At 69.0% G+C, this 13,899-nt stretch carries 17 protein-coding genes; 10 read left to right on the forward strand and 7 right to left on the reverse strand.

Annotated elements, in window-relative coordinates:
• Positions 1–88 precede the first annotated feature (88 nt).
• From AACL56_RS10505 to AACL56_RS10515, 3 genes are read left to right on the forward strand one after another with little or no spacing between them, the layout of a single operon-like run.
• The gene (locus tag AACL56_RS10505; RefSeq protein ID WP_339089780.1) at positions 89–520 is read left to right on the forward strand and encodes a YciI family protein; all 432 of its coding nucleotides are present in this window, start codon (positions 89–91) and stop codon (positions 518–520) included.
• Between the two features lie 16 nt (positions 521–536).
• Positions 537–962 carry a YciI family protein gene (locus AACL56_RS10510; protein WP_339089781.1) on the forward strand — a complete coding sequence of 142 codons (426 nt, stop codon included), beginning with the start codon at positions 537–539 and terminating at the stop codon, positions 960–962.
• A gap of 4 nt (positions 963–966) precedes the next feature.
• Entirely contained in the window at positions 967–2,259 is a 1,293-nt protein-coding gene (locus tag AACL56_RS10515; protein WP_339089782.1) for an RNA polymerase sigma factor, read from the forward strand.
• A 55-nt stretch (positions 2,260–2,314) separates the two neighbouring features.
• On the opposite strand, the gene AACL56_RS10520 is transcribed toward AACL56_RS10515, so the two are convergent.
• The 5 genes from AACL56_RS10520 to purM all read right to left on the reverse strand — a co-directional run bounded on the left by AACL56_RS10520 (position 2,315) and on the right by purM (position 6,798).
• On the reverse strand, positions 2,315–3,325 hold the full coding sequence (locus tag AACL56_RS10520; protein ID WP_339089783.1) for a GlxA family transcriptional regulator: 1,011 nt from the start codon (positions 3,323–3,325) through the stop codon (positions 2,315–2,317).
• Positions 3,280–3,939 carry a DJ-1/PfpI family protein gene (locus AACL56_RS10525; protein ID WP_339089784.1) on the reverse strand — a complete coding sequence of 220 codons (660 nt, stop codon included), beginning with the start codon at positions 3,937–3,939 and terminating at the stop codon, positions 3,280–3,282. The genes AACL56_RS10520 and AACL56_RS10525 overlap by 46 nt, the downstream gene beginning before the upstream one ends.
• A complete protein-coding gene (locus tag AACL56_RS10530; RefSeq protein ID WP_339089785.1) occupies positions 3,936–4,496 on the reverse strand; it encodes an isochorismatase family protein in 561 nt (186 codons plus the stop codon). The genes AACL56_RS10525 and AACL56_RS10530 overlap by 4 nt, the downstream gene beginning before the upstream one ends.
• Before the next feature lie 121 nt (positions 4,497–4,617).
• Positions 4,618–5,709 (reverse strand): AI-2E family transporter, encoded by a 1,092-nt coding sequence (locus tag AACL56_RS10535; protein ID WP_339089786.1) that lies wholly within the window; start codon positions 5,707–5,709, stop codon positions 4,618–4,620.
• Between the two features lie 48 nt (positions 5,710–5,757).
• Complete coding sequence (gene purM / locus AACL56_RS10540) at positions 5,758–6,798, reverse strand: phosphoribosylformylglycinamidine cyclo-ligase (RefSeq protein WP_339089787.1); 1,041 nt, start codon at positions 6,796–6,798, stop codon at positions 5,758–5,760.
• A 151-nt stretch (positions 6,799–6,949) separates the two neighbouring features.
• Here purM and hda point away from each other — a divergent pair, with 151 nt between their 5' ends.
• From hda to AACL56_RS10570, 6 genes are all read left to right on the forward strand, one after another.
• The gene (gene hda / locus AACL56_RS10545) at positions 6,950–7,636 is read left to right on the forward strand and encodes a DnaA regulatory inactivator Hda (protein WP_283957789.1); all 687 of its coding nucleotides are present in this window, start codon (positions 6,950–6,952) and stop codon (positions 7,634–7,636) included.
• A gap of 27 nt (positions 7,637–7,663) precedes the next feature.
• Positions 7,664–9,307, forward strand: a complete 1,644-nt coding sequence (gene pcnB / locus AACL56_RS10550) for a polynucleotide adenylyltransferase PcnB (protein WP_339089788.1) — start codon at positions 7,664–7,666, stop codon at positions 9,305–9,307.
• Positions 9,304–9,957, forward strand: a complete 654-nt coding sequence (gene folK, locus AACL56_RS10555; protein WP_339089789.1) for a 2-amino-4-hydroxy-6-hydroxymethyldihydropteridine diphosphokinase — start codon at positions 9,304–9,306, stop codon at positions 9,955–9,957. Before pcnB ends, folK begins: the two co-directional genes overlap by 4 nt.
• Before the next feature lie 18 nt (positions 9,958–9,975).
• Positions 9,976–10,584, forward strand: a complete 609-nt coding sequence (locus AACL56_RS10560) for a trimeric intracellular cation channel family protein (protein ID WP_339089790.1) — start codon at positions 9,976–9,978, stop codon at positions 10,582–10,584.
• Positions 10,585–10,699: 115 nt separating this feature from the next.
• Positions 10,700–11,344 (forward strand): DUF47 domain-containing protein, encoded by a 645-nt coding sequence (locus AACL56_RS10565; protein ID WP_012746613.1) that lies wholly within the window; start codon positions 10,700–10,702, stop codon positions 11,342–11,344.
• A 14-nt stretch (positions 11,345–11,358) separates the two neighbouring features.
• On the forward strand, positions 11,359–12,369 hold the full coding sequence (locus tag AACL56_RS10570) for an inorganic phosphate transporter (protein WP_339089791.1): 1,011 nt from the start codon (positions 11,359–11,361) through the stop codon (positions 12,367–12,369).
• A gap of 98 nt (positions 12,370–12,467) precedes the next feature.
• Here AACL56_RS10570 and AACL56_RS10575 read toward each other — a convergent pair whose 3' ends face one another.
• Positions 12,468–12,914: a hypothetical protein gene (locus AACL56_RS10575; protein ID WP_339089792.1), complete on the reverse strand. Its 447-nt coding sequence runs from the start codon at positions 12,912–12,914 to the stop codon at positions 12,468–12,470.
• A 7-nt stretch (positions 12,915–12,921) separates the two neighbouring features.
• Positions 12,922–13,446 (reverse strand): GNAT family N-acetyltransferase, encoded by a 525-nt coding sequence (locus AACL56_RS10580; protein WP_339089793.1) that lies wholly within the window; start codon positions 13,444–13,446, stop codon positions 12,922–12,924.
• Between the two features lie 180 nt (positions 13,447–13,626).
• Here AACL56_RS10580 and rpsP point away from each other — a divergent pair, with 180 nt between their 5' ends.
• The gene (gene rpsP / locus AACL56_RS10585) at positions 13,627–13,890 is read left to right on the forward strand and encodes a 30S ribosomal protein S16 (RefSeq protein WP_007831311.1); all 264 of its coding nucleotides are present in this window, start codon (positions 13,627–13,629) and stop codon (positions 13,888–13,890) included.
• The last annotated feature ends 9 nt before the right edge of the window (positions 13,891–13,899 follow it).

Raw genomic sequence — 13,899 nt, forward strand, 5'->3', positions numbered from 1 at the left:
CGATCCGGCGTGCGCTCGCCCGACGTGTGAACAGGAGCAGGCGGGTCCGAAGCCGCTCCCGAGCTCATCAACCTTCAGGAGAAAAGACATGCGATTCATGATTCTGGTCAAGGCCAACAAGGATTCCGAAGCCGGCGTGATGCCGAGCACCGAGATCCTCACCGCGATGGGCAAGTTCAACGAGGAGCTGGTCAAGGCCGGCGTGCTGCTGGCCGGCGAGGGCCTGCATCCCAGTTCCAAGGGGGTGCGCGTGCGCTGCGAAGGCCCGACGAAGCGCACCGTCATCGACGGCCCGTTCGCCGAAACCAAGGAACTGCTGGCCGGCTTCTGGCTGTTCCAGGTGAAGTCGAAGGAAGAAGCCATCGAATGGATCAAACGCAGTCCGTTCCAGGAAGGCGAGATCGAGATCCGCCAGGTGTTCGAGGCGGCCGACTTCGGCGACTCGATGACGCCCGAACTGCTGGCGCAGGAAGACCGCCTGCGCGCCGAGGCCGAGGCTCGCACCAAGGCCGGCAGCTGAACCCGGGAGACACGCCATGCGATTCATGCTCCTGATGATTCCCCACGGCTACGAAACGGCCGCGCCCGGCACCATTCCCGACGACGTCGAAGCCGTCTCGGCCATGATGGCCTACAACGAGTCGATGCAGAAGGCCGGCGTGCTCATCACCTGCGATGGCCTGCACCCGCCCTCGATGGGGGCGCGCGTCAGCTTCAAGGGACGCAAGCCCTCGGTCGTCGACGGTCCGTTCGCCGAGGCCAAGGAGGTGCTCGGCGGCTTCTGGATCATCGACGTGCCGTCGCGCGCCGCCGCCATCGAGTGGGCCGCGCGCTGCCCGGGCGGCGACAACGAGGTCATCGAGGTCCGCCAGATCCAGGAGATCGGCGACTTCCCGGCCGAAGTGCAGGCGGTGGCCACCGAGTTCACGTCGATGCAGACCGTGAAGAAGGCCGGGCCCTGAGGCCATGAGCCAAGACGACGCCACCCGCCGCACGCTCGAGGCGGTGTGGCGCATGGAGTCCGCGAAGATCATCGCCACCGTCGCACGCATGGTGCGCGACGTGGGCCTCGCAGAAGAGCTTGCGCAGGATGCGCTGGTCTCGGCGCTCGAGCAGTGGACGTCCGACGGCGTGCCCGACAACCCCGCCGCGTGGCTCACCGCCGTGGCCAAGCGTCGCGCGCTCGACCGCCTGCGCCACCTGCAGCTGGCCGAGCACAAGGCCGGCGAGATCGGCCGCGAACTCGACGCGCAGCACGACATCGCGCAGTCCGAGCTTGCCGAGGCGGTCGATGCGGCGCTCGACGACGACATCGGCGACGACCTGCTGCGGCTGGTGTTCACCGCCTGCCATCCGGTGCTGTCGACCGAGGCCCGCGTGGCGCTCACGCTGCGGGTGATGGGCGGCCTCGCCACCGACGAGATCGCGCGTGCCTTCCTGGTGCCCGAGGCCACCGTCGCGCAGCGCATCGTTCGCGCCAAGCGCACGCTGGCCGAGGCGCGCGTGCCCTTCGAGGTGCCGCGCCGGCACGAGCTCGAGGCGCGGCTCGCGTCGGTGCTCGAAGTCATCTACCTGGTCTTCAACGAGGGCTACTCGGCCACGGCGGGCGACGACTGGATGCGGCCTTCGCTGTGCGAGGAAGCCCTGCGGCTGGGGCGCATCCTGGCCGAGCTGGTGCCCGCGGAGCCCGAGGTGCACGGACTGGTCGCGCTGATGGAGATCCAGGCCTCGCGCACCGCGGCGCGCCTGGGACCTTCAGGCGAGCCGGTGCTGCTGCTCGAGCAGAACCGCGCGCGTTGGGACCGGATGCTGATCGGCCGCGGCCTGGCGGCGCTCGCGCGTGCCGAGGCGCGTGCACAGGCGCTGGGCGGCGCGCTCGGGCCCTATGCGCTGCAGGCCGCCATCGCCAGCTGTCATGGCCGCGCGCGCTCCGCCGCCGAAACCGACTGGGCCCGCATCGCCGCGCTGTACGACGCGCTGGCCGAGCTTGCGCCGTCGCCCATCGTGGAACTCAACCGCGCGGTGGCGCTGTCGATGGCCTTCGGGCCGGCGGCCGGGCTGGAGGTGGTGGACGCGCTCGTCGACGAGCCGGCGCTCAAGGCCTACCACCTGCTGCCGGCCGTGCGTGGCGACCTGCTCTTCAAGCTCGGGCGCCACGAGGAGGCGCGCAGGGAGTTCGACCGCGCCGCCGCGCTCACGCGCAACACGCGCGAGAAGGCGCTGCTGCTGGCGCGTGCGCGTGCCTGCCTGCCCGCGTGAGCCGCCTTTCTGCCGGATCGCACGAGGGCGCCCGGCACGCGGCGGCATGCGGCCATCACGCGCCCGCTCCCGGATTCGCCTCCGACGGCGAGCCGGGCAGCCCGAACTGGTGCCACGCACGGCGCAGCTGCGTGTCGGAGCCGAATCCTGACTGCTCCGCGGCCCGGGTGACGCTCGCGCCGGAGGCCAGCGCCAGTTGCGCCGTGGCGAGCCGCAGCCGGCGCAGGTAGGCCAGCGGCGCCACGCCCGCATGTTCGACGAACAGCCGGGTGAGATGCCGCGCCGAGGTGTGCGCCACCTCCGCCATGCGCGGCACGTTCCAGTCGGCCTGCGGCTGTTCGCTGACGGCATCCTGCACGCGGTGCAGCGCGGCATGCAGATGGTTGCGGTAGGCCAGGAACGGCGACAGCTCCGGGTCGTGAGGGCCGCGGCGCAGCGCCACCACCATCGTCTGCGCGACCTGTGCCGCCAGCGCCTCGCCGCACAGTTCGGCGATGCGATGCAGGATCAGGTCGATGCCGGTCGTGACGCCCGCGCTGCTGTAGACGGGCGGGTCGATCACGAACACCCGGTTGCTCACCACGTCGCAGCGCGGCTCCACCGTCCGCAGCTCGCCCAGGTGATGGTGGTGCGTGGTGGCGCGCCGGCCCGCGAGCGCGCCGGCATGCGCGGCCAGCACTGCGCCGGCGCAGACGGTCACCAGTTCGAGCCTGTCGCGCTCGAAGCGCAGGCCGCGCAGCCAGTGCAGCAGTTCCTGCGCCTCGGGGTTGTCGGTGGCGATGGCGTCGCCGGGAAGTCCCACCAGCACGACCCAGCCCGGGCCGTCCCATTGCGTGGGCAAGGGCGAGAGCCCGGCAATCTCGACACCGACGGAACTCATCGAGCTCGGCCGGGGGCTCGCGAACTCGATGGCGAAACGCTCGGGCTGCCCCATGGCCCGCAGGCGCTGGTTGGCGATGCGCAGCGCCTCGGCCGGCCCGGCCCAGTCGAGCACCAGACTGCCGGGCAGCAGCACGAAGACTACGCGGATGGGTTGGCGGGGAGGGCGGCGGGGTTTCGGGTCCATGCGTAGTCCATCTGGCGCGCGGTGCGCTCGGCCAGTTCGCGCCCGGCCAGCCGCTCCACCAGGTGCAGGCTCATGTCGATGCCGGCGCTGATGCCTGCCGAACTGACGACGCGGCCGTTGTCGACCCAGCGCACATCGGCGCGCACGTCGAGCGCCGGAAATCGGGCGCGCAGGTCGGCGATGTCTTCCCAGTGGGTGGTGACGGCGTCGGTGGTCACGACACCGCTGGCGGCCAGCAGGAAGGCACCGGTGCAGACGGAAGCGACGACCTGTGCGCCCGCGGCCTGGGTGGCGATCCAGCTCAGCACGGCGGGGCTGGCGAGCGGTGCATCGACCACGCCGCCGGGCACCAGCAGCAGGTCGGCCTGCGGGCTGCCGGCCAGCGCGTGGCTGGCCAGCAGCTGCAGGCCGGCACGCGCCTGCACCGGCTGGCCCGGGGCGGCGTCGGCCACCGAAGCCACCTCGAACGGGGGCGTGCTGCCGGGCCGAAGGCGCCCGGCGACCCGGCTGGCGGTGGTGAACACCTCGAAGGGGCCGGCGAAGTCGAGCGCCTCGACGCCGTCGAAGGCCAGGATCAGCACGCGCCAGGTCGCCTTTTCGCTCGCGCGGCTCATGCGGCGGCCCGTTCGAGTGCCTGCGCCACGCTGCAGACGGTGGCGAAGCGGCCCTCCAGCACGGTCGCGGTGCGTGCCTTGATGTCGGCGGCCGGCAGCGGCCGGCCGTCGGGCTGCACCATGTCGAAAGTGAGCGTGGCGTCGAGCACGTAGTCGACCTCCCAGCCCAGGTCGGAGGCATGGCGCGTGGTGGTCTCGCAGCATTGCTCGGTGCGGATGCCGCTCACGATCAGCCGTCCGATGCCGTTCTGCACCAGCCAGATGTCCAGCCCGCTGTTGACCAGCGCGCTGTGCCGGTGCTTGATGAAGGTGGCCGCGGCGTCGAACGGCGCGAGGCCGTCGAGGGGCCGCACATGGCCCGATTCGACCGCGAAGGGGTTGGTCGCGTTGGAAGGTTCGTCGGTGTGGAAGACCCGCACGACCGGCACGCCGATGGCCGCGCAGCCCGCGATCAGGGCGTTCTGTTCGGCCAGGTAGGCGCTGCCCAGGGCTTCGTTCCAGTAGGCGCGCTGGCGGAACGATTGCTGGGCGTCGATCACAATCAGACAGGTTTTCATGGCGGCGTTCACGGCGGCAAAGTGGATGATGCCGACTATTCTTCTGCGTTGCCAGCCCATGCGCCGCTCGGGAGCGGACCGGAATCGATCAGATCCGGACATCGCCGCCCGGGCAGCGGCCTCAAACCAGCGCGGCGGCCTGCAGCTCTTTCTTCAGGTACGCGTAGTACAGCGGCGCCGCCACCAGCCCTGCCGGGCCGAAAACGGCTTCGGCCACGAACATCACGGCCAGCAGCTCCCACACGCTCATCTGCGTGCGCGCACCGACCACCTTGGCGTTGATGACGTACTCGGCCTTGTGGATCACGATCAGGAAGATCAGGCAGGCGGCGGCCGTCACCGGCGACACCGACAGCCCCACCAGCGTGATGACCGAGTTGCAGACCAGGTTGCCCACGATCGGCACCAGCCCTGCCAGGAAGGTGAGCGTGATCAGCGCCGGCGTGTACGGCAGGTGCGCGCCCCACAGCGGCATGACGAAGAGCAGGAAGATGGCCGTCAGCAGCGTGTTGAAGGCGGCGATCCAGAACTGCGCCGCCACGATCTGCCCGAAGGCCTCGCCGAAGGTCTGCACGCGCTGGTGCAGTTGCTCTGCCAGCGGCAGGCGGCGCAGCGGCGAGTGCGCCACGGCGGCCAGGCTGCCCACGATCAGGCCCACGTACGAAAACAGGATGCCGTGCAGCCAGGCGCGCCCGGCCACCGCCAGCGAGCCGGCCTGCGCGCGCAGGTAGTTGGCGATCACGCGCTGCACCTCGGCCGCGCCTTCGGGCAGGTACACCGCGATCTCGACCGGCAGCTTCGAGCGCAGCTCGAGCACGGTGCGGGCCGTGTAGTCGAGCAGCTCTCGGTACTGGTCGGGCGCGTCGACGATGTACTCGCGCGCCTGGGACAGCGCCAGCGTGAGCAGGGCGATCGGCCCCAGCAACACCAGGACGACGGCCAGTACGTTGGCCCAGCCCCGGGCGCGTTCGGGCCGCCTGCCCAGCGCGGGAATGCGCAGCAGCGCGCCGTCCAGCACGCGCGCGAACCAGCGTGTGGCCAGGAAACCGATGCAGACGCACAGCAGCCCCGGAAGCAGGTGTTCCCACATCACCAGCAGCAAGGTTGCCAGCATCAGCAGGTAGCTTGCGATCATCACGCCGCGCGAGGCGGTGGGGCGGTAGGTGGGTACCGCCGTCACGGCGGGGTTGATGGGTTGCGGCTTCTTGGCCATCCGGGGCGGTGCTTGCTCTGCTCAATAAGTGGACGGAGCAGCCGGCGGTCAGCCGACGATCACCGCGGCGCCTTCGCCGCGCTCGGCGATCACGCCGATCTCGTGCACCGATTCGCCGGCCGCGCGCAGCGTGGCGGCGCAGGCAGCGGCTTCGGCCGCGTCGATGACGACCACCATGCCGATGCCGTTGTTGAAGGTGCGGTTCATCTCGATGTCGTCGATGCCGGCCACCTTCTGCAGCCAGGCGAACAGCTCGGTCTGCGGCCAGCTGCCCTTCTTCAGGTGCGCGGCGGTGCCTTCGGGCAGCACGCGCGGGATGTTCTCGAGCAGGCCGCCGCCGGTGATGTGGGCCAGCGCCTTGATCGGGTGCTTGTCCAGCGCCTCGAGCACCGGTTTCACGTAAAGGTGGGTGGGCTCCATCACGGCTTCGCGGAAGGGCTTGCCGTCGAGGGTGGCGGGAAGGTCGGCGCCGGCGCGTTCGATCACCTTGCGCACCAGGCTGAAACCGTTGGAATGCACGCCGGCCGAGGCGAGGCCCAGCACCACGTCGCCGGGCTTGACGTTCTGGCCCGTGAGGATCTTCGACTTTTCGACCGCGCCGACCGCAAAGCCCGCCAGGTCGTATTCGCCGGCCGGGTACATGCCGGGCATTTCGGCGGTTTCGCCGCCGATCAGCGCGCAGCCCGAGAGCTCGCAGCCGCGGGCGATGCCGCCGACCACGGCCGCGGCCGTGTCCACGTCGAGCTTGCCGCAGGCGAAGTAATCGAGGAAGAACAGGGGCTCGGCACCCTGCACCAGCACGTCGTTGACGCTCATGGCCACGAGGTCGATGCCGACGGTGTCGTGCATGTTCCATTCGAAAGCCAGCTTGAGCTTGGTGCCCACGCCGTCGGTGCCGCTCACCAGCACCGGCTCCTTGTAGCGCTTGGGCACCTCGAACAGCGCGCCGAAGCCGCCGATGCCGGCCAGCACGCCCTCGCGAAGGGTCTTCTTGGCCAGCGGCTTGATGCGGTCGACCAGGGCGTCGCCTGCGTCGATGTCGACACCGGCGTCCTTGTAGCTGAGCGGGGTGGGCGTGGAGGAGGTCATGGGTGGTCGGGCTCGGGAAGGACGCGAAAGGGCGCGGGAGGACGGGAAGGGTAGGAGCTGAAAGGGGGCGCCGGTAACCATGGTGGCCGGGCCGATAGAATTCCTCACGATTTTAAGGGCCCTCGCGGCCCCCTCCATGAACCTTTCCGGGATGAAACAGCTCGCGCTCGATATCGGCATTGCGACGGGCCCCAGCTTCGACGCTTTCTTTGCCGGCCCCAACGAGGCTGCGCTGCGCCACCTGCAAGTGTGGGTGGGCGGCGCCGGCAGCCCCGCGCTGCACTCGCCGGTGCCTACCTATCTGTGGGGCGACGGCGGCAGCGGCAAGACCCATCTGCTCGAATCGGTGCGTGTCGCACTGCGCGAGCAGGGCGCGAGCGTGGGCTGGCTTCACGCCGGCCTGCTTGAGCCGCCCGAGTTCGACGAGCGCTGGGGCGCCGTCCTTCTGGACGACGTGCACCTCTACACCGCGGTTCAGCAGCACGCGGCCTTCAACTGGTTCGTCAACGCCCAGACCCTGCAGCGCGGCGTGGTCGCCGCCGGCGCCTTGCCGCCGGCCGACCTGCCGCTGCGCGAAGACCTGCGCACCCGCCTCGGCTGGGGCCATGTGTTCCACCTTCAGGTGCTGAGCGAAAGCGAACGCCGCGCGGTGCTGCGCCAGGCGGCCGACGCGCGCGGCGTGATGCTGTCGGACGACGTGCTCGACTACATGCTGCACCGCTTCAGCCGCGACCTCGGCAGCCTGATGGAGCTGCTCACGCAGCTCGACGGCTACGCCCTGCAGACGCAACGCGCGATCACCATTCCGCTGATCCGCTCCATGCTCGAGAACGAATAAAAGAGCGAACAAGGCTTCCAACCAACAATGATCAAGAAATTCATCGACAAGCTGCTCGGCAAGAGCGCCGACAGCACGCAGGGCAAGAGCCGCTTCGGCAAGCGCCAGGAGGTGCCGGCAGAGGTTCACAAGATCGATCCGGCCCTGGTCGACGAACGCGCGAAGAACGTGGTCACCACGCTGCAGCAGGCGGGCTTCGAGGCCTACGTGGTGGGCGGTGCGGTGCGTGACCTGCTGCTGGGGCTGCGCCCCAAGGACTTCGACGTGGCCACCAACGCCACGCCCGAGCAGGTCAAGTCGCTGTTCCGCCGCGCCTTCATCATCGGCCGGCGTTTTCGCATCGTGCACGTGGTGTACGGCCGCGGGCGCGAGCACGAGGTGATCGAGGTCTCGACCTTCCGCGCCTACATGGACAACACCGCGGCCGAGCAGGTGTCGGGCAACGAGCGCACCAGCAAGGGCGAACTGGCGAGCATGAAGCACGCCGTGGACGCCAGTGGCCGCGTGCTGCGCGACAACGTCTGGGGTCCGCAGGAGGAAGACGCGGCGCGCCGCGACTTCACCGTGAACGCCATGTACTACGACCCGGCCAACCAGGTCGTTGTCGACTATCACAACGGCATCAAGGACGCGCAGAAGCTCACGCTGCGCATGATCGGCGACCCGGCCACGCGCTATCGCGAAGACCCGGTGCGCATCATCCGCGCCATCCGCTTCTCCGCAAAGCTCGCCGCCCTCGGCTTCAAGATGGAGGCCAAGACGGCCGCGCCGCTGGTCGAATCGAGCCGGCTGCTGGCCGACGTGCCGCAGAGTCGCCTGTTCGACGAAATGCTCAAGTTGTTGCAGACCGGCCATGCGATCGCGACCGTCGAGCAACTCAACAAGCTCGGCCTGGCGCGCGGCATCTATCCGCTGCTCGACGTGGTGGTCGAACGTGCCGACCAGCCCTTCGTGAAGGCCGCCCTGCAGGACACCGACCGCCGCGTGGGCGAGGGCAAGCCGGTGGCGCCGAGCTTCCTGCTGGCCTGCGTGCTGTGGGCCGACGTGCGTGATGGCTGGGCCCAGCGCCAGGAAGGCCGCCACGGCCAGCGCGCGCAGCCGCCGTTCCCGGCGCTGCAGGACGCGATCGACGATGTTTTCAACGCGCGTATCGGCGACGTCTCGGGCCGCGGCAAGCTGGCCGCCGACATGCGCGAGATCTGGATGATGCAGCCGCGCTTCGACAAGCGCACCGGCTCCACGCCCTACAGCCTGGTCGAGCAGGCGCGTTTCCGCGCCGCTTTCGACTTCATGCGCCTGCGTGCCGACGTGGGCGAGGTGAGCGAGGCCATCGCCGAGTGGTGGCAGGAGTTCAGCACCGCCGACGATCTGCGTCGCCAGGACCTGCTGGAGCAGGTGCGCGACGAGCAGAAGGTGCGCCAGCGTGTGCGCATCCGCGAAACCGCGCCCGCGCCCAAGGCGCCCGTCAGGCCGCGCAGCGAGATGGCTGCGCGCCTGCCCGACGCCGCTGGCGAGAACGAGGACGAGCCGGAAGTCGAGGCCGGTGCCGTGCCGCCCGACGGCGAAGCCGTGCCGCGCAAGCGCCGGCGCCGCCGCAAGCCGCGTCCGGCGGGCGGCGGTGGCTCTGGCGGTTCCGGCGGTGAGGGCGGCGGGAGCGCCGCAGGCGCATGAGCGCCACCGGTCGGCCGAAGGACGGCAAGAAAAGCAGCGGCAGGCCGCCTGCGGGCAAATCGGCCAGGGGCGGTACAGGCGGTGGGCGCGGCGGCGACGGCGTGCCCGCGCGTCGTCCTGCGGCGCGGCCTTCGGGCAAGCCGGTCTCAGGCAGCGGTCCGGCGATGCGCCGCCCGAAGGAGGACTATCCGACGGTGCAGGCCTTCGTCGCCATCGGTGCCAATCTGGGCGATGCCCAGGCGGCCGTGCGGGCGGCGATGGACGCCATCGGCACCATCGAGCGCACCGTGGTGACGGCGCGTTCGTCGCTATACCAGAGCGCGCCGGTCGAGGCGACCGGGCCCGACTACATCAACGCCGTCGTGGCGGTGCGCACCGGCCTGACGGCCGAGGCTTTTCTTTCCGAACTGCAACTGCTCGAGGAGCAGGCCGGGCGCGAGCGGCCGTTTCCCAATGCACCGCGCACGCTCGACCTCGACCTGCTGATGCACGGCAACACCGTCAAGGACACGCCCGCGCTCACGCTGCCGCATCCGCGCATGCGCGAGCGCGCCTTCGTGATCAAGCCGCTGGCCGAGATCGCCCCCGACAAGGTGCCGCGCGCGGCGCTTGCCCGCGTGTCGGGCCAGGTCATCCAGCGATTGCGCTGAACGCGGCAGGAGGCGGCCATGCTGCTGTACGTGCTCGATCTCGCCGGCGTGGCCGTGTTCGCGATCAGCGGCGTGCTGGCGGCGGGCCATGCGGGACTCGACTGGCTGGGCGTGGTGGTGATCGCTTCCGTCACGGCCGTGGGCGGCGGCACCCTGCGCGACCTGCTGCTGGACCGCCACCCCGTCTTCTGGATCCGCGACGTGCGCTACGTGTACGTGATCCTGGCCGCCTGCGCGGCCGGCATCGCCTGGGCGCACGCCATGCCGATCCCCGAGCACGCCCTGGCGTTGGCCGATGCGCTCGGGCTGGGGCTTTTCGCCATCACCGGCGCGCAGATCGCCGAGGAGCGCCGCCTTCCGGCCGTCATCGTGATGCTGGTGGGCACCATGACGGGCGCGGCCGGCGGCCTGCTGCGCGACGTCTTCACCGCCCGCATCCCGCTGCTGCTGAGCAGCGGCATCTACGGCTCGGCGGCCATCGCCGGCATTGCCGGCTACCTGCTGCTGCAGGCCGCCCGCATGCCGCGGCGCTGGGCTTTCCATTGGGGTGTGCTGCTGATCGTGGCGCTGCGCATGGGCGGCATCTACGGCGGCTGGCACCTGCCGGTGCTGCGGCTGGCGGGTTGAGCCCGAGGGGCTGAAAAGCGGGCCGGCCTGGGGACCTTCCTCGCTCCCGTTAAACTTCGCCGGTTTTTCACGAAGGCGTCATCAAGTTGTGGTTGGCGCACCCCCAGGAGTTTCCATGTTCGGCAAGCTGCTGCCCCGCGAGGGCAATTTCTTCGAGATGTTCAACCAGCACGCCGAGCGCATCGTGGAGGCTGCGCGGGCGTTCGAGCAACTGGTGGCCAATTACAGCGACGTGCATCTGCGCGAGCAGTACAACCGCGACGTCGACAACGCCGAGCGCGCCGCCGACCGCGTGACGCACGACGTCAACCGCCTGATCCACAAGACCTTCATCACGCCCATCGACCGCGAGCAGATCCACAAGCTCATCAACACTATGGACGACGTGGCCGACCTGATCCAGGACTCAGCCGAGACCATGGCGCTGTACGACGTGCGCCACATGACCGACGAGATCGTGCGCCTCACGGCACTTAGCGTGAAGTGTTGCGACCGCCTGAAGGACGCCGTCAAGTTCCTCGGCAAGATCGCCGACCCGGCCGTGGCCGAGGCCACGCTGAAGACCTGCGAGGAAATCGACCGCCTCGAGTCGGACGCCGACCGCGTCATGCGCAGCGCCATGAGCAAGCTGTTCCGCGAGGAGCCCGACGTGCGAGAGGTCATCAAGCTCAAGGCGATCTACGAACTTCTCGAGACGATCACCGACAAGTGCGAGGACGTGGCCAACGTGATCGAGGGCATCGTCCTCGAGAATTCCTGAGCGGGCAGCAACCGATGGCAACGGTTCAGGTCGCCCTCTGGGTGGTGGTGGTGCTGGTCGCGCTGGCGATCCTGTTCGACTTCATGAACGGATTCCACGACGCCGCCAATTCGATCGCGACAGTGGTCTCCACCGGGGTGCTCAAGCCCGGGCAGGCCGTGGTGTTCGCGGCCTTCTTCAACCTCATCGCGATCTTCATCTTCCACCTGAGCGTGGCCGCCACCGTGGGCAAGGGCATCGCCCATCCCGGCGTGGTCGACGTGCACGTGGTGTTCGGCGCGCTGGTAGGCGCCATCAGCTGGAACCTCGTCACCTGGTACTACGGCATTCCGAGCAGTTCGTCGCATGCGCTCATCGGCGGCATCGTCGGTGCGGTGATTGCCAAGACCGGCACCAGTGGCCTCGTGGCCTCGGGCATCTGGAAGACCGTGGCCTTCATCTTCGTGTCGCCGCTACTGGGCTTCGTGCTGGGCTCGATGATGATGGTCCTGGTGGCCTGGGGCTTTCGCCGCGCCACGCCCTCGCGCGTGGACCGCTGGTTCCGCCGGCTGCAGCTGGTCTCGGCCGGTGCCTACAGCCTGGGCCACGGCGGCAACGATGCGCAGAAGACCATCGGCATCATCTGGATGCTGCTGATCGCCACCGGCTATGCCTCGGCCAGCGACGCGAACCCGCCGACCTGGACGATCGTGAGCTGCTATGCGGCGATCGCGCTGGGCACCATGTTCGGCGGCTGGCGCATCGTGAAGACCATGGGCCAGAAGATCACCAAGCTCAAGCCCGTGGGCGGCTTCTGCGCCGAGACGGGCGGGGCCCTGACGCTGTTCCTGGCCACCGCGCTGGGCATTCCGGTGTCGACCACGCACACCATCACCGGCGCCATCGTCGGCGTGGGCTCCGCGCAGCGCGCGAGCGCGGTGCGCTGGGGCGTGGCGGGCAACATCGTATGGGCGTGGATCTTCACGATCCCGGCGTCGGCCTTCGTGGCGGCCATCGCCTACTGGATCAGCATCCAGCTGTTTTAAAGGGGAGCCGCCCCTTCAAGGGGCTGCGCGCACGACCGCTTACCCCTTGTCGGGGCGGGGAAGCGACGCGGAGTTCGCGAAGCATCGCGCCGAGCAACTTACTGTGAAATCTTCCGGCCTTCTTCGATCTGGTGCTCGAAGTAGCGCTGGAAGCTGAACACGATGCTGGCCATCAGGATCGTGCTGCCGAAGAACAGCGCCAGCACCACTGCGCCGATGGTGAGCCAGTTGGTTTGCCCGGGTGCCGCATCGGCCGGTGCGCTCGCGTTGAAGCGGGCGTTCCATTTTTCCGGCGTCATGAGTCCGTAGACGATGGCCATCAGCGCGCAGCCGGCGATCGTGAATCCAAGCAGCGGAATCAGCGCCCAGCTCAGCCCGTCATCCACGCCGTACATGCGCACGCGCTCGATGCCGTAGATGCCCAGCGCCGTGGGAATGGGCAGCAGCCAGCCGAGCCAGTCGCCGAGGCCGCGCAGGTAGAAGCGGTGCAGGCCGAGCGGGCCGCCCAGGAAGGAGAGCCAGGCTGCGGTCGTCTTGTTTTTCATGCGGGGCTCACTCGGGCCGGGTGGTGCTGCCTTCTCCGAGCACCTTTTCCATCAGGACGACATCGCGCCATTCGCCGAATTTCCAGCCGCAGTCCTTCAGCACGCCGACGTGCGTGAATCCCTGGCTGCGGTGCACGCCGATGGAGCCGGCATTGGCGGAATCTCCGATCACGGCGATCAGCTTGCGCACGCCCGCGGCTTCGGCGGCCTGCGACAGGGCAGCCAGCAGCTTGGCACCCAAGCCCTTGCCGCGTGCCGATTCCGACATGTAGATCGAGTCCTCGGCCGAGAAACGGTAGGCCGGACGCGGCTTGAACCAGTTGCAGTAGGCAAAACCCAACACTTCACCGTTTTCCTCGGCGACCAGATACGGCAGGTTTTTGGCCAGCACATCGGCGCGGCGGGCGGCCATGTCAGCAGCGGAGGGAGACTCTGTTTCGAAGGTGCCGGTGCCGTGCAGCACGTGGTGCGCGTAGATGGTCGTGATGGCTGCGATGTCTTCGTCGCGGCTGGGTCGGATGGTGAGGGGCATGCGGATGAAAACGGATGGCGCGTGGCCGGGATTCGGAGAAATCGCTTGTCGGGCTATAATCGCGGGCTTTTCAGCGTGTCGCTGGCCGGGTGGCCATGTCGCGTGTCTCGACGCTGGAAGAACATTGTGAGCGGGCTTCTTCTTCATCCATGGAGCCTGCTGACCACCCAAGGATAAATCATGGTCGTCATTCGACTCTCCCGCGGCGGCTCCAAAGGCCGTCCGTTCTTCAACATCGTCGTGTCGGACAAGCGCGTTCGCCGCGATGGCCGTTTCATCGAGCGCCTGGGCTTCTACAACCCGACCGCCAAGGAAAACGAAGAAAGCATCCGTATTGCCCAGGACCGTCTGGCTTACTGGAAGAGCGTCGGCGCACAAGCTTCGCCCACCGTTCTGCGCCTGATCAAGCAAGCCGCTGCAGCGGCTCCCAAGGCAGCGGCCTGATCCGTTCCG

Origin of the sequence: Variovorax paradoxus (genome assembly GCF_902712855.1) — a bacterium.
In the GTDB taxonomy this organism is placed as follows: Bacteria; Pseudomonadota; Gammaproteobacteria; order Burkholderiales; family Burkholderiaceae_C; genus Variovorax; species Variovorax paradoxus_Q.